Genomic DNA, 14057 nt, shown 5'->3' with positions numbered 1-14057 from the left:
CGTGTCCAACTCTTTTGAAAATATTCGCACTGCGGCGATTCTGCAGGTCGTGCCGGCGCTTGAAACCGGCGGCGCCGAACGCACGACGGTCGACGTGGCGCGCGCGATCGTTGCCGCCGGGGGCCGTGCCATTGTCGCGAGCCGGGGCGGGCGGATGGTGGCCGAACTTGAAGACATCGGCGCGCGGCATGTCGAAATGGCCGTTCACTCGAAGAACCCCGTCGTGATGGCACTCAATGTCGAACGGCTGACGCGGTTGATCGCGCACGAGAAAATCGGCCTCGTTCATGCACGCAGCCGCGCGCCCGCCTGGAGTGCACTGGCTGCCGCACACCGCGCCAGAATTCCCTTTGTCACGACCTATCACTCGCGCGTACACGAAAAGCCGCGCCTGAAAGTCTTCTACAATTCGGTGATGACGCGCGGCGACGCGGTGATCGCGAATTCGGAATTCACAGCCGGACGCATCCGGGCGGTCCATGCGCCGGACGAGACACGCATTTTCACGGTACCGCGCGGAATCGACATCGACGGGTTGGCGCCCGCCGCCATCTCGCCCGGTCGCGTCGAGGCTCTTTGCGGCCGCTGGCGGCTTGACGGTACATCCGGCGTCATCTTCGTCCATCCCGCGCGCCTGACCCGCTGGAAAGGTCAATCGGTCTCGATCGAGGCGGCGCGACTGCTGCGCGCGCGCGGCACTGACGGTTTCACACTGCTGCTGGTCGGCGACGCGCAGGGTCGCGACAATTATGTAGCCGGCCTGCAGCAGGCGATCCTGCTGGCCGGACTCGAGCCTCATGTTCGCCTGGTCGGTCATTGCGACGACATGGGTGCGGCTTATGCGTTGTCGGATGCGGTCCTCTCGCCCTCGATCGAGGCCGAGCCTTTCGGGCGAACGGCGGTCGAGGCGCAGGCGGCGTCGCGGCCCGTCATTGTCAGCGACGCGGGCGGCCAGCGCGAGACGGTGCTGACGACGGAAGGGGCAGCAACGGGCCTCTGTGTGCCGCCGGGCGATGCGGCCGCACTGGCAGACGCCATGGCGCGGCTGATGGCGCTTGGCCCCGAGGCGCGTGCGGCGATGGGCGCGCGGGGCCGTGCCCATGCGGTGGCCCATTATTCGGTAGCGGCCATGTGCGACACGACCCTCGGTATCTATGCCCGCCTCCTTGCCCGCTGAGCGGATCATCGCCATCTGGCTGGGCGCCGGCGGGCCGGAGCGTGCCGCAGCGACCCTGGACGCCCTGCGCGACAGCCATGCCGGTTCGCGGCTGATCCTGCTGACGACGCCCGACGCCCCGCGCTCGGTCGTTGAATGCGCCGATGACGTCTGGATCGATGGTGCGGTGCGCAGCGCCGCCGCTTTTCTGGCCCGTGCCCGCCGTCTTTCATGGGCAAGCCCGGCCTTTGTCTACGATCTGGAGGGCAGTCCGGCGACGCGCTGGCTGCGCTTTTGTGTGTGGCCGAGGCCACAATGGCGCCTCGTCGCGCCCGGCAGTGATATCCGGCCGCTTTCTTGACTTGCGGGCGACGGCCTTCAAATCTATAGCTGTCACCTTGGAATGCCTGTCAGGGAACCCGAAGTCGGGTTTCGTCGGGCAGGAGCCGCAACCCATGCAGTTTTGCGATGGGTTCCGGCCCCCGCTCGAAGTGCCATATCCGGCGAACGGGCCAGGTAGAAGGAGAAAAGTTCATAGCTCGCAGACCGATGCAGGCGCCGCCCACACGAGAGGGCCCGCGCATAAACGACATGATCGACGAACCGACCGTGTTGCTGATCGACGCCGAGGGTGAAAAGCGCGGCGTCATTCCCACCGACGAAGCAATGAGGATGGCCGAAGAGGCCGGACTGGATCTGGTTGAGGTTTCGCCCAATGCGAAACCTCCCGTATGCAAGCTTCTCGACTACGGAAAATTCAAGTATCAGGCTCAGAAGAAGGCCAACGAGGCGCGCAAGAAGCAGAAGACCGTCGAGGTCAAGGAAATCAAGATGCGCCCGAACATCGACACGCATGACTACGACGTGAAGATGCGTGCGATCCATCGCTTCTTCGAGGAAGGCGACAAGGTAAAGGTGACCTTGCGCTTCCGCGGCCGCGAGATGGCGCATCAGGAGTTGGGTATGCAGCTTCTGAACAAGGTCAAGGAAGAACTCGACGCGATCGCCAAGGTCGAAACTTGGCCTCGCCTCGAAGGCCGTCAGATGATCATGGTGCTGGCGCCGAAATAACGGCAGCCTTCACGAGAGAAAAGAAAGGCCCGGCGTTTTTGCGTCGGGCCTTTTTTGTCAGCCCAGCAGCTTTTTCAAGCGGTCCGGCCGGTCGGTCAGGATTGCCTCGACGCCGAGAGCGGCGAGCCGCTGCATTTCCGTTTCCTCGTCGACTGTCCAGCAGGAAACGGCAAGCCCGAGATCCGCCGCGCGTGTTGCCGTCGCCATCGTCACGTCGCCATGCCAGGAAAACCAGCCATCAGCCGGCCCCGACGCGATGGCGCGCAGCATGCGTTCGGCGAACGTCGCGCCCTGTTGCGCGCGCCAGTCGAAGCCTGCCGTCCAGGGCGCGCCGGTGGCCGATGCGCGTCGAATGACCTCGTCCTCCGAACCGGGCTTGTCGCGCGCGGCGGACAAGTCGGCCGGATCGACCTGGAAAAATGGGAGTGTCGTGAAGGCATTGAGAATATCGGGCCCGATCTCCTTGGCCCGCACGAGCGCGCGCCAGTCGAAGGAAACGAAGGTGACGGTTTCGGATAGGTCCTGCGCGCGCGTCAGCGCGACCGCCGCCTCGGCAAGCGCGATCGGATCGGCTGATTGTGATAGGTCGAGCAGCGCCGTCTTGAGTTCGACATAAAGACGAAAGCCCGGCTTCGCCGCGCGCTTGATCAAGGCATAAACATCGGCAAGCAGCGGGACATGCGCGCCGTCGCACGGCGTCTGTTCGGGATAGCGCGCGGCGTAACGCGCGCCCGGACGAAGCCGCCCGATGTCGTAGGCGCGAAGTTCCTTGGCCGTCAGCTCTTTGATCAACGGCGTCGGACGTTCAACCCATTTGCCGTCCGGCCCACGCGCGATGGCAGGCTTCAGGCTTTCGTCGTGATGGACGACGAGCTGCCCGTCGCGGCTGAGGTGAACGTCCAGTTCGATGCCGTCCGCGCCCATCGCGATGGCGCGCTCGAAAGCCTCCATCGTGTTCTCTGGCCAGAGCCCGGCGCCGCCGCGATGTGCGATCTGTAACGGTTTCCTCATGCCGGTTCCCCTGTCCTCCGTGGAGTGCCGCCGGAAGCCGTCCGGCCAGCGCCGAAATTCGTGGCTGCTCATGTGACCTGTTCCGGCCGTCCGCGTCAAAATGAAACAGCGTTGCGGGGGTGTCATGGAAGTGCGTTAGACGCAGACGCCGGGCCGATGTGTGACTATACTACCCGACGTATCACCAAGAAGAGCGATCGCGCGGGGCCGGATTTTTGCGGCGACCGTGCGGCGGGTTCGACGTTGCGATGCGAGCGCCACGAGGCGCCTGCGCGACAGGTTACAGGCAACACAGGTGATGACATGCCGATCGCTTCGATATGGCGCCGGTTTCGTCGAAAACGGACGAGACTTTCCTACTACGATACGCAAGATGTGATGCGCCGCGCCGTGGAGATGGCGGCGCTGGAGCAGGAGTTGCGCGCGCTCGACAACGAGCGGCTTCGCCATCGCCTTGTCATCGAAACCGACGCCGCGCGCCGCGCCGCCATCGCGCGCGAACGTGCCCGCCGCGAAACCGCCGGCCATTCCCCTGCGTCAGGGACGGGATAAAGGCCTTTCTGCTCCGTTGCGGGCCTTTGCAATGTTCCCGCCGGATCGCCGATACTCTTCCCCAACAGAAATCGGATACGGGGAGGACATCATGAAATTCGGCGTCTTTTATGAACTGCAATTGCCGAAACCATGGAACGAGGGCGACGAGGCGCGGCTCTTTCACGAGGCGCTGGAGCAGATCGTGCTGGCCGACAGGCTCGGCTTCGATCATGCCTGGGAGGTCGAGCATCATTTCCTCGATGAGTACTCCCATTCCTCCGCGCCGGAAGTTTTTCTCGCCGCCGCCGCTTCGCTGACGAAAAACATTCGCCTCGGACACGGCATCCGCCAGGTGATCCCGAACTACAACCACCCGGCGCGCACCGCCGAAGGCCTTGCGACGCTCGACATCATGTCGCATGGCCGCGTCGAATTCGGCATCGGTGAGGGTGCGACACGACTGGAGCTTGGCGGCTTCAACATTCCAGCCAAGGAAAAGCGCGCCATGGCGATCGAGGCCGGCGAGCAGATCGCCAACATGATGGTGCTCGACCCCTATCCGGGCTTTGAGGGCAAGTATTTCTCGATGCCCTGCCGCAATGTGTTGCCGAAGCCGGTGCAGAAGCCGCACCCGCCGATGTGGATGGCCTGCACCAACCGCGACACGATCCGCGTTGCGGCTTCGCTTGGTGTCGGCGCGCTGGCCTTCTCGTTTCTCGATCCGGAAGAAGCGCATCACTGGTCGGAAATTTACTATGGCATCATCAAGTCAGATGAATGCAAGCCCATCGGCCACACGGTGAACGCGAACATCGCGATGGTCTCGAATTTCTCGCTGCATCAGGACCGCGCCGAAGCAGTCCGCCGCGGCCATGAGGGCTTCGAGTTTTTCGGCTATGCACTCAATGCGCTGGTCGCGCATGATACGGTTCCCGGCCGCACCGACATGTGGGGCGACTACATCAAGGCGCGCGGCAACCGTACGCAGGAAATCATCGATGCGGGCAAGCGCGCCGACGCCATCGCCACCGGCATCGGCACGCCGGACGACATGCGCGCGCATCTCAGGGCCTTCCAGGGGGCTGGCGTCGATCAGGTGATTTTCATGCAGCAGGCCGGTCGCAACAAACACACGCATATCTGCGAATCGTTGGAACTCTTTGCGGCCGAAGTGATGCCGGAATTCAGGGCCGAAGCGGCCACGCGTGAGGCAAGGAAGCAGAAGGAGCTGGCGCCTTTCATCAAGGCGGCGCTTGCCCGCAAAAACTGGATGAAACCGCTCGAAGACCACGAAATCCCGGTGGTGCAGGCATCCGTCGCCAAGGCACAGGTCAATCAGGGAAGCGCGGCGGAATAGATCTTTTCGATCGACGAAAGCCTTCGCGCGAGCGATTGCGTGGCGGTTCTTCCTGGAATAATGTGTATCTACATAAATCTTGGGATTGAAGATGGCGACGGCAACCGAAGCGGATGTTCGCGAGAACTGCGCGGCGCTCCGTGCCCGCATGGCGGCACGCAAGCTGACGCGCCTCTATGACAAGGCGCTGCGTCCTGTCGGTCTCAAGATCACGCAGTTCACGCTGCTGATTGCGGTCGAAGAGGGCCGCGCGACGTCACTCTCGGCGCTGGCGGATATGCTCGCACTGGAACGCTCGAGTCTGGTGCGCAATGTGAAATTGCTGGAGGAGGCCGGCCTGATTGACGCGGCGCCCACGGGCGAAGGCCGTTCGCTCGGCCTGAAGCTGACCAAAGCGGGCCGCAGGAAGCTCACCGACGCGCTTCCGCTCTGGAAGGAAGCGCAGGACGCGGTCGAACGGGATCTCGGACCGGCCTGGCCCGGGGTGAAGCGGTCGCTGCACCAGCTGATCGCCAGGATCTGACGCCGCTCACGCCGCCGCGCGATAGATCGGGAAGCAGTTACGGATCGCCTCGGCGGCCGCAATATCGCCGGTGAGCGTCGCGCCATGTTCCGCGATCGCTGCGGCAAGCGGGACATCGTCACGGAAGATTGCCTGCAGCGTTTTCCAGTCGAGCGTGAGTGCTGCGTCGGGTGTTTCTGGCGGCTTGAACTCGACCTCCATACGGTTGCCGTGCACGCGAACCGTTGCGGCGAGCGGCCCGTGATCCGATATTGTGAGGGCCAGCGTCGCCTCGACGCCGCGCGCCTTGCGGCGTTGAAAGGTAAGCGTCAGGCCGAACAGAAAACCGAACGGATTGTCGGACGGGATGTTGTAGTCGACGATCTTCGTCTGCTTCGATTTGAGGCGGCGCGGCACGCTCTCCTCGGCGTCCGAGCCTTTCAGCACGTAAACGGTTTCAGGCTTTGCAAGCAGCGGATCGAGAATGCGCTTGCGGTATTCCACCCGGTCCTCGATGAAAGGCCCGAGCACGTCGGATCCCGCCGGGCAGACGCTCAGGCAATAGGCGGCCTTGTAACCCGGCTTGAAGGAGAGGCTCTGCCACATGGAGACGCTCTCGCCCGGCGTCACGCGCCTGTCGTAGTCCTCGGCGTCCTCTGAATCCACCAGCTGATGCACCCAGTCGACGAAACCGCCCATGAATTCGCGGTAATTGTGCGTATAGCAGGCGGAGAAATTGAACGAGCCGTCCATGCCGATGGCTTCGACCGGACAGGCGGCAACGCAGAGCTTGCAATCGAGGCAGGGCGCATAGTCGAGTGCTGTCGACAACGTATCGATTTCGCGGTCGATGACGATGGTGCCGAGCAGGATGAAGCTGCCGAAGCGCGGATGGATCACGTTGCGGTGAAGCCCCATCTTGCCAAGACCGGCGGCTTCCGCGATTGGTTTGTGCGAGATCACGCGCATGCCGGCCGGATAGGCCTGCGCCTCCATCGGGAAGGCGGCGGCGGGATTGACCGCGCCGATCCCCATTTCTTCGAGCCGGCGCACGGCCTTGCGTGCGATGATATTCACCTCGTCATAGGTCTGGTGAAATTCCTCGTTCGCGACCGAGCGCACGCTGGTGCGGACCGTGTCGCGATTCATGCGGCAGACGAAACTGACGAGCGATCGCGCGCCAGGCAGCAGCGCGCCGATCCATGCCTGCTGATCGGCGATGGCCGGGTTGCCTACCGTGACAAATCCGCAATCGTCCGCGCCGCACTCATGCATGAGGTCGCGCAGGAACGCGGCGGAGAGCGTGTCCGGCCTCGCTTCCCCGTGAGCTGCGGCGCGATAGCGTGCCACATCCGGATGTTCATTCCCGTCTGCCGTCATGTCATGCGCCATGAAGCCGGTCTCCAAGTCATAGTGCAGAAGCAATATGTATATACACTATTAAGAGAGCGGGTCAAGGCGGGCAAGGGCAACGCGAAACCCATTGCGAAGGAACCCTTCAACCAGTCATGCTGCGGTTCGGGGGCGGGCTCGGAAAATGGGATTTCATACATGAAAAATCTTCCTGCCGTTCTGGCGCTGGCGAGCTTGTTGATCGTGGCGGCCTGCGACCAGAAGGAAGAAGAAAACGCCGCGGAAGAAGAAGCCGTCGGAGAGACTGTCGGCGATAAGCCGCCATCGGCGGGGACCGACGATATGCGGAGCGACTTCGAAAAGGCAGAAGCAGGTTGCCGGGCGGCGGCCGATGCGCTGGCAATCTGGGTTGCACGTCCCTGGGCCGATGCCAGGGACACGGTGACCGGCGGCGCCGTCGCGACGATCCGTGTCATCCGCCCCGGCGACATGGTGACCAGGGACTACCGCACCGACCGCCTCAATGTGGAGCTCGACGACAACGACGTCGTGACCCGAGTCTATTGCGGCTGAGAGGTCATTTGACGGGGCGGATCGGATCCGTCCCGTTCCAATTCTCGGCCGCGCGGCGGATATGGGTGAAGAATTTACCCTTGGCGCCGCTGATATCCGACATTTCGATCACCGTGCCGGGATGCGTCTCGGTGTCGAAATAGACGAAGCGTCCCTGTTCGCCGCCGATCTGGCCCTCATGACCAACCTTGTAGCCGGCGGCAATCGTCCGGTCGTAATCGGCCTGATAATCGGTCGTCCAGTAGGACATGTGCTGCAGGCCCTCGCGCCCGGAATTGAGAAAGTCGAGATACATGGAGGGCGCGTCGTTGCGCTGCTGGATCAGCTCGATCTGAAGATCGCCGGTGTTCGCCAGCGCAATGCTCATCTCGACGGGAGAAGGTTTGCCCCGATAGGTGAACCAGTCGCACTGAACGCGGTCGATATAGAAAAAGGGGCCGACGCCGAGAACTTCGGTCCAGTGTTTCAGCGCGGCCTCGATGTCGCGCACCACATAGCCGTTCTGGCAGACCTTTCCGAAAAAGCGGCTCATTGGGGTTCCTTCCTGTTTTCAGGCGGCCTTATAGCCCGGTCGCCCGCGCTTGACCTGCAGCCTTTTTCCCTTATAAATCCGCGCCTTCGGGGCGGTCCGGCCTGTAGGGCATGCCGTGGCCGTCCGAAATGCCATGACCCGAACCCGCGAAAATACAGAATTCTTCAATGAATTCAAGGTCTTACAGCGTGGGTTCCTTTGACGATACGGAGAGCGAAATGCCCAAACTGAAGACCAAGAGCGGGACCAAGAAGCGCTTCAAGCTTACCGCTTCAGGCAAGGTCAAGCGCGGTCAGACTGGCAAACGCCATATGATGATCAAGCGGACCAACAAGCAGATCCGGAACAAGCGCGGTACGACGATCATGGCGGACGTGGACGCCGCTCGCGTGCTGAAAAACTTCATGCCTTACGCGTGAACCGGAACACCCTGAAGAGGAATTGAGCACATGTCGCGCGTCAAAAGGGGCGTTACCGCACACGCCCGCCACCGCAAGATCATCAAGAAGGCGAAGGGCTATTACGGCCGTCGCAAGAACACCTTCCGCACCGCCAACCAGGCGGTCGAGAAGGCCGGTCAATATGCCTATCGCGACCGCCGCACCAGGAAGCGCAACTTCCGCGCCCTCTGGATCCAGCGCATCAACGCCGGTGTCCGCGAGCACGGCCTGACCTATTCGCGATTTATCGACGGCCTCGCCAAGGCTGGCATCGAGGTGGACCGCAAGGTTCTGTCCGATCTCGCCATCCATGAGCCCGAGGCCTTCAAGGCTCTGGTCACCCAGGCTGAGGCCGCGCTCAACTGACGAGTGTGGACGACGCATGAGACAAGAGCCGGTCACCCGTCCGGGGCTCGCGCCTGGCGGGTGCCGTTTCCCGGGGGGTGAGGCGGACCGCCGGTCGATCTTTCGCTCGCACGCCGTTTCCCTCAATCGCCCGGGGCCTCCGCAAAGTCAGAGCGGCGCCGGGACGATTGAGCGATATGATGTGAGCGGATGAAGCCATGACCGACAAAGCCGATCTTGAAAAGCTCGAAACGGAATTCGCCGCCGCCATCGCCGACGCGATGGACGTGGACACGCTTGAGGCCGTGCGTGTGGCCGCGCTCGGCAAGAAGGGCCGTGTTTCCGATCTGATGAAGGGCCTCGGCGCCATGTCGCCGGAGGAACGCAAGGAAATGGGGCCGAGGCTCAACGGGTTGAAGGACCGGTTGACGGAGGCGCTCGCGCTGCGCAAGCAGACGTTGCATGAGGCCGTGCTCGACGCGCGGCTCGCAAATGAGCGCATCGACGTGACGCTGCCGGTGCGTGAAAGCCCGCTTGAGGCAGGCCGTATCCATCCGCTCTCCCAGGTTTGGGATGAAGTCGTCGCGATCTTCGCCGACATGGGTTTCGCTGTGGAACAGGGTCCCGACATCGAAACCGATCACTATAATTTCGGCGCGCTGAATTTCCCCGAAGGTCATCCCGCGCGCGAAATGCACGACACGTTCTATTTCGAGCCCAAACCCGACGGTTCGCGCATGTTGCTGCGCACGCATACAAGCCCCGTGCAGGTGCGTACGATGGAGGCCGGCAAGCCGCCCTTCCGTTTCATCTGCCCCGGCCGCACCTATCGTTGCGACAGCGACCAGACGCACACGCCGCAGTTCCACCAGATCGAAGGCCTTGTCGTCGACGAGACGACGCATCTCGGCCATCTGAAATGGACGCTGGAAGAATTCCTGCGCGCCTTCTTCGAGGTCGAAGGCGTGGAACTGCGCATGCGCCCCTCGTTCTTTCCCTTCACCGAACCTTCGATGGAGGTCGATGTACGCTGCGCGCGTCTCGGCAATGAAATCCGCATTGGCGAAGGCGACGACTGGCTCGAGATTCTCGGCTGCGGCATGGTCCATCCGAATGTGCTGAAAGCCTGCGGTGTCGATCCCGAAAAGTATCAGGGTTTCGCCTTCGGCATGGGGCTCGACCGCATCGCCATGCTGAAATACGGCATTCCGGATCTGCGCGCCTTCTTCGAGGCCGATCTGCGCTGGCTCAGGCACTATGGTTTCGCCGCGCTCGACGTGCCGACGCTGGCGGGAGGGCTCTCGTCATGAAGTTCACGCTCTCCTGGCTGAAGCAGCCGCTCGAAACGGATGCAACGCTCGACGAGATCGTCGAGCGCCTGACCATGCTCGGCCTCGAGGTCGAGAGCGTCGAAGACCCGGCGAAGAAACTTGCCGTGTTTTCCGTCGCGAAAGTGCTCGAAGCGAAGCCCCATCCCGACGCCGACAAGCTGCAGGTCTTGAAGGTCGAGGCGCTGGTCGAGGGCGAAGTGAAACAATTGCAGGTCGTCTGCGGCGCGCCGAACGCGCGTACAGGACTCACCGGAGTCTTCGCACCACCCGGCGCCACGATCCCTGTGAATGGCATGGTGCTGAAGCCCACGAAAATCCGGGGCGTCGAATCGAACGGCATGATGTGCTCGGAGCGCGAGCTCGAACTTTCCGACGATCATGTCGGCATCATCGATCTGAAGGGTGACTGGAAAGTCGGCACGCCGGCGGCCGAAGTACTGGGCCGCAACGATCCCGTCATCGAAATCGCCATCACGCCGAACCGCCCCGATTGCCTCGGCGTTTACGGTGTCGCGCGCGACCTCGCGGCGGCAGGCCTCGGCCGCTTGCGTGAAGGCAGCTTTCCGCCGGTCGAGGGCAAGTTCGAAAGCCCCGTCGGCATCAGGCTGGAGTTCCCGGCCGGTGCCGAAAATGCCTGTCCCGTTTTCGCCGGGCGTGTGATCCATGGCGTCAAGAACGGCCCGTCGCCCGATTGGCTGCAGACATGGCTGAAGGCGGTCGGCCTCAGACCCATCAACGCGCTGGTCGACATCACCAACTTCATTTCGCTCGACCGGGGACGGCCGCTGCATGTCTATGACGCGGCGAAGCTGAAGGGTGATATCCGCGCTCGTCTCGGCCGCAAGGGCGAGAAGCTGCTGGCGCTCGACGGCAAGGAATACGATGTCGGCCCGGAAATGTGCGTCATCGCCGACGATGAAAACGTGCTCGGCTTCGGCGGCGTGATGGGTGGCGAGGAATCGGGTTCCACGGCGGCAACGACGGACGTCTTCGTCGAGAGCGCGTACTTCGATCCCTACCGCACCGCGCGCACCGGACGCGACACCGGCATCGTCTCGGACGCACGCTATCGCTTCGAGCGCGGCGTCGATCCGGCGTTCGTTCTGCCCGGTCTTGAACTTGCGACAAAAATGATCATCGAGATTTGCGGCGGCGAACCGTCGAAGCTGGTGGTTGCAGGCAAGATACCGGACACGTCGAAGGTTATTGCCTTCGATCCGACGCGTATCGCAAGGCTGACCGGGCTTTCGCTACCCGTCTCGGAAGCGACACGCATCTTGACGGCGCTCGGCTTCGGCGTGAAGACCGATGAGGAGAAGCTGTCCGTATCCGTCCCTTCATGGCGTCCCGACATCGACGGTGAGGCGGATCTCGTGGAAGAAGTCGTGCGCGTGCATGGATTGAATAATGTGAAGTCGGTCGCTTTGCCGCGCCTTCATGCGGTCGCAAAGCCGGTGCTTTCGGTGCGGCAGAGACGCGAAGGCCTGGCGCGGCGTGCGCTGGCGGCGCGTGGGCTCGTCGAAGCGGTCACTTGGTCCTTCGTTCCCGAAGCTCATGCCGAACTATTCGGCGGTGGAAACGCCGTGCCGGGCCTGAAGCTTGCCAATCCAATTTCGGCCGACATGAGCCATATGCGGCCAAGCCTGCTTGCCGGCTTGATCGCGGCGGCGGGCCGCAACATGGCGCGCGGTTTCGGCGACGTGGCGCTGTTCGAAGTCGGCCAGCAATTCGAAAGCGATGCGCCGGAAGGTCAGGTACTGGCCGCCACGGGGCTGCGCCGCGGCACGGCGCGGCCGCTCGGGAGCGGCCGGCACTGGCAGGGCAAAAGCGGTTCGGTCGAGGCGATGGACGCAAAGGCCGATGCGGCAGCGCTGCTGTCGCTGCTCGGCGCGCCGGTCGCGAACCTGCAGGTGAGCGCCGACGCACCGACCTGGTATCATCCCGGCCGCTCGGGCGTTTTCCGTCTTGGGCCGAAGAATGTGCTCGGCTATTTCGGTGAACTGCATCCGCGCACTCTCGAAGCGATGGATGTGGCAGGGCCGATCGTGGCATTCGAGGTCTTCCCCGACGCGATCCCGGAGCCGAAACGAAAGGCGACGCGTGCCAAACTGCCGCTGGACCTTTCGGATTTGCAGCCCTTGCGCCGCGACTTCGCCTTTGTGGTCGACAGCGGCGTTACGGCCGAGCAGTTGATCCGCGCCGCGCGCGGAGCCGACAAGAAGCTGATTGTCGACGTGTCGCTGTTTGACGTGTTCGAAGGCGGTGCGCTCGATGACGGCAAGAAGTCGCTTGCCATCGAAGTCACGCTTCAACCGGTAGAGAAGACGTTGACCGACGAGGAGATCGAAGCCGTGTCGAAGCGCATCGTGGTGGCGGTCGAGAAAGCGACGGGTGGTACGCTGAGGAGCTGATCCACCGGCGGGAAATCGTTCGGGGAGGAGCGAGTGAAGTTCGAGCCCTACGAAATCGGCAGACTCGACAAGGGCGGCGCGAATATTCGCCTGTGCGGCCGCGTCATCGGCCCCGCATCGGGCCCGCATATCGTCATGCTCGCCTCGCTCGGCCGCCCGGGCTCGGATTTCGACGAGGTCGCCCGGACGCTGGCGGCCGCGGGTTATTGCGTCACCCTGCCGGAACCGCGCGGGATCGGCGGCAGCATCGGGCCGTTGGACGGTCTGACGTTGCACGACCTGGCCGACGATGTTGCGGCCGTCATCGAGACGCAATGCAAAACGCCGGTAACACTGCTTGGCCATGCCTTCGGCAACCGTCTCGCCCGCACGATGGCGGCGGACCACGCTCCGCTTGTCTCGCGCCTCGTGCTGCTCGCATGCGGGGGCCTGATCGAAATTCCTGAAGCTGCATTGAAAGCGCTTGTCGACTGCTTCGATGAAAATCTGTCGCCGGAAGAACACATGGAATGTGTGCGATATGGGTTCTTTGCGAAGGGCAACGATCCGCAAATCTGGCGCGACGGTTGGCATCGCGACGTCATGCTGATGCAGTCATCGGCCGTGCGCCGGACGCCGGTCGAGGACTGGTGGGAAGCAGGTGGCCAGCCCATGCTTGTCGTGCAGGCAACAGAAGATGCGATCGCGCTGCCCGCCAATGCGCATGATCTGAAAGTGCGACTGGGAGCGCGCGTAACGCTGGTCGATCTGCCGAATGCCGGCCACGCAATGCTGCCCGAGCAGCCGGAGAAGATTGTCTCGGCCATCCGGAAATTTGTCGAGAGCGGGGAGCGGGACTGATGGAACTGAAGACGATCCGTTACGAAATCGCCGACGGCATCGCGACTGTCACGCTGTCGCGCCCGAAGCGCCGCAATGCATGGACCGGCCGCATGCACACCGAATATCGCTGGGCGCTGGCGGAGGCCGATAAGGACAAGGCGGTGCGCGTGATCGTCGTCACCGGCGACGCCGAGGGAAATGCCTTCTGCGCCGGCGCCGACCTCGGCGCGCTCGAGGGCCATTCCGAGAAGGGCCGTTACGATGCGGGCATTTCCGACGACATCGCGAGACCCGGCTACGGCGTTCGCCCGGAATTCGACGCGACCTTCGCCTATCATTTCGGCCTGACGAAGCCTGTCATCGCGGCCATCAACGGTGCGGCGGCGGGTGTCGGCCTTGTGCTGGCGGCTTATGCCGATCTCCGGTTTTGCGTACCCAAGGCGAAATTCACCGCCGCGCATGGGCGCTTCAATTTTCCGGCCGAGTTCGGCCTCTCCTGGGTTCTGCCCCGCATTGTCGGTCTGACACATGCCAACGATATTCTGCTCTCAAGCCGCGTTTTTACCTCCGACGAAGCGATGGAAATGGGCTTCCTCAACAAGCTGCTGCCGCCCGCCGA

At 63.1% G+C, this 14057-nt stretch carries 16 protein-coding genes; 13 read left to right on the top strand and 3 right to left on the bottom strand.

Annotated elements, in window-relative coordinates:
- Nucleotide 1 precedes the first annotated feature (1 nt).
- The 3 genes from WEB61_RS00130 (at nt 2) to infC (ending at nt 2227) form a co-directional block, all read left to right on the top strand.
- Nucleotides 2-1177: a glycosyltransferase family 4 protein gene (locus WEB61_RS00130; protein ID WP_368062294.1), complete on the top strand. Its 1176-nt coding sequence runs from the start codon at nt 2-4 to the stop codon at nt 1175-1177.
- Entirely contained in the window at nt 1167-1517 is a 351-nt protein-coding gene (locus WEB61_RS00125) for a hypothetical protein (protein ID WP_368062293.1), read from the top strand. The genes WEB61_RS00130 and WEB61_RS00125 overlap by 11 nt, the downstream gene beginning before the upstream one ends.
- A gap of 188 nt (nt 1518-1705) precedes the next feature.
- Nucleotides 1706-2227: a translation initiation factor IF-3 gene (gene infC, locus WEB61_RS00120; protein WP_368062292.1), complete on the top strand. Its 522-nt coding sequence runs from the start codon at nt 1706-1708 to the stop codon at nt 2225-2227.
- 57 nt (nt 2228-2284) lie between these two features.
- Here the strand turns inward: infC and WEB61_RS00115 are convergent, their stop codons facing one another.
- Nucleotides 2285-3238: a glycerophosphodiester phosphodiesterase family protein gene (locus tag WEB61_RS00115; protein WP_368062291.1), complete on the bottom strand. Its 954-nt coding sequence runs from the start codon at nt 3236-3238 to the stop codon at nt 2285-2287.
- A gap of 303 nt (nt 3239-3541) precedes the next feature.
- On the opposite strand from WEB61_RS00115, the gene WEB61_RS00110 reads away from it, so the two are divergent.
- From WEB61_RS00110 to WEB61_RS00100, 3 genes are all read left to right on the top strand, one after another.
- Nucleotides 3542-3790, top strand: coding sequence for a hypothetical protein (locus tag WEB61_RS00110; protein ID WP_368062290.1), 249 nt, complete (start codon nt 3542-3544; stop codon nt 3788-3790).
- Nucleotides 3791-3881: 91 nt separating this feature from the next.
- On the top strand, nt 3882-5129 hold the full coding sequence (locus tag WEB61_RS00105; RefSeq protein WP_368062289.1) for an LLM class flavin-dependent oxidoreductase: 1248 nt from the start codon (nt 3882-3884) through the stop codon (nt 5127-5129).
- Nucleotides 5130-5220: 91 nt separating this feature from the next.
- Entirely contained in the window at nt 5221-5652 is a 432-nt protein-coding gene (locus tag WEB61_RS00100) for a MarR family winged helix-turn-helix transcriptional regulator (protein WP_368062288.1), read from the top strand.
- A gap of 6 nt (nt 5653-5658) precedes the next feature.
- On the opposite strand, the gene WEB61_RS00095 is transcribed toward WEB61_RS00100, so the two are convergent.
- On the bottom strand, nt 5659-7023 hold the full coding sequence (locus WEB61_RS00095) for a 4Fe-4S ferredoxin (RefSeq protein WP_368062287.1): 1365 nt from the start codon (nt 7021-7023) through the stop codon (nt 5659-5661).
- A 159-nt stretch (nt 7024-7182) separates the two neighbouring features.
- On the opposite strand from WEB61_RS00095, the gene WEB61_RS00090 reads away from it, so the two are divergent.
- A complete protein-coding gene (locus WEB61_RS00090) occupies nt 7183-7557 on the top strand; it encodes an I78 family peptidase inhibitor (protein WP_368062286.1) in 375 nt (124 codons plus the stop codon).
- 4 nt (nt 7558-7561) lie between these two features.
- Here WEB61_RS00090 and WEB61_RS00085 read toward each other — a convergent pair whose 3' ends face one another.
- Entirely contained in the window at nt 7562-8089 is a 528-nt protein-coding gene (locus tag WEB61_RS00085) for a VOC family protein (RefSeq protein WP_368062285.1), read from the bottom strand.
- 218 nt (nt 8090-8307) lie between these two features.
- Here WEB61_RS00085 and rpmI point away from each other — a divergent pair, with 218 nt between their 5' ends.
- From rpmI to WEB61_RS00055, 6 genes are all read left to right on the top strand, one after another.
- Nucleotides 8308-8508 carry a 50S ribosomal protein L35 gene (rpmI, locus tag WEB61_RS00080; protein ID WP_293508882.1) on the top strand — a complete coding sequence of 67 codons (201 nt, stop codon included), beginning with the start codon at nt 8308-8310 and terminating at the stop codon, nt 8506-8508.
- A gap of 30 nt (nt 8509-8538) precedes the next feature.
- Nucleotides 8539-8895, top strand: a complete 357-nt coding sequence (rplT, locus tag WEB61_RS00075) for a 50S ribosomal protein L20 (protein ID WP_350062499.1) — start codon at nt 8539-8541, stop codon at nt 8893-8895.
- Nucleotides 8896-9092: 197 nt separating this feature from the next.
- On the top strand, nt 9093-10184 hold the full coding sequence (gene pheS / locus WEB61_RS00070; RefSeq protein WP_368062284.1) for a phenylalanine--tRNA ligase subunit alpha: 1092 nt from the start codon (nt 9093-9095) through the stop codon (nt 10182-10184).
- Nucleotides 10181-12616 carry a phenylalanine--tRNA ligase subunit beta gene (pheT, locus tag WEB61_RS00065; protein ID WP_368062283.1) on the top strand — a complete coding sequence of 812 codons (2436 nt, stop codon included), beginning with the start codon at nt 10181-10183 and terminating at the stop codon, nt 12614-12616. Before pheS ends, pheT begins: the two co-directional genes overlap by 4 nt.
- Nucleotides 12617-12649: 33 nt before the next feature.
- Nucleotides 12650-13456 (top strand): alpha/beta fold hydrolase, encoded by an 807-nt coding sequence (locus tag WEB61_RS00060; RefSeq protein ID WP_368062282.1) that lies wholly within the window; start codon nt 12650-12652, stop codon nt 13454-13456.
- Nucleotides 13456-14057: enoyl-CoA hydratase-related protein (locus tag WEB61_RS00055; RefSeq protein ID WP_368062281.1), on the top strand; the 602-nt coding region annotated here is incomplete at its 3' end. The genes WEB61_RS00060 and WEB61_RS00055, both read left to right, overlap by 1 nt.

Origin of the sequence: Parvibaculum sp. (genome assembly GCF_040882025.1) — a bacterium.
GTDB lineage: Bacteria > Pseudomonadota > Alphaproteobacteria > Parvibaculales > Parvibaculaceae > Parvibaculum.
The sequence above is the reverse complement of the archived record's forward strand: the minus strand, read 5'-3'. Positions and strand labels throughout refer to the sequence as shown.

Bases quoted from the DNA above. Each gene is read 5' to 3' on its own strand.
- WEB61_RS00085 (WP_368062285.1), bottom strand. From the start codon at position 8,089: ATGAGCCGCTTTTTCGGAAAGGTCTGCCAGAACGGCTATGTGGTGCGC.
- WEB61_RS00095 (WP_368062287.1), bottom strand. From the start codon at position 7,023: ATGGCGCATGACATGACGGCAGACGGGAATGAACATCCGGATGTGGCA.
- WEB61_RS00100 (WP_368062288.1), top strand. From the start codon at position 5,221: ATGGCGACGGCAACCGAAGCGGATGTTCGCGAGAACTGCGCGGCGCTC.
- infC (WP_368062292.1), top strand. From the start codon at position 1,706: ATGCAGGCGCCGCCCACACGAGAGGGCCCGCGCATAAACGACATGATC.
- rpmI (WP_293508882.1), top strand. From the start codon at position 8,308: ATGCCCAAACTGAAGACCAAGAGCGGGACCAAGAAGCGCTTCAAGCTT.
- WEB61_RS00090 (WP_368062286.1), top strand. From the start codon at position 7,183: ATGAAAAATCTTCCTGCCGTTCTGGCGCTGGCGAGCTTGTTGATCGTG.
- WEB61_RS00115 (WP_368062291.1), bottom strand. From the start codon at position 3,238: ATGAGGAAACCGTTACAGATCGCACATCGCGGCGGCGCCGGGCTCTGG.
- pheS (WP_368062284.1), top strand. From the start codon at position 9,093: ATGACCGACAAAGCCGATCTTGAAAAGCTCGAAACGGAATTCGCCGCC.
- WEB61_RS00105 (WP_368062289.1), top strand. From the start codon at position 3,882: ATGAAATTCGGCGTCTTTTATGAACTGCAATTGCCGAAACCATGGAAC.
- pheT (WP_368062283.1), top strand. From the start codon at position 10,181: ATGAAGTTCACGCTCTCCTGGCTGAAGCAGCCGCTCGAAACGGATGCA.
- WEB61_RS00110 (WP_368062290.1), top strand. From the start codon at position 3,542: ATGCCGATCGCTTCGATATGGCGCCGGTTTCGTCGAAAACGGACGAGA.
- rplT (WP_350062499.1), top strand. From the start codon at position 8,539: ATGTCGCGCGTCAAAAGGGGCGTTACCGCACACGCCCGCCACCGCAAG.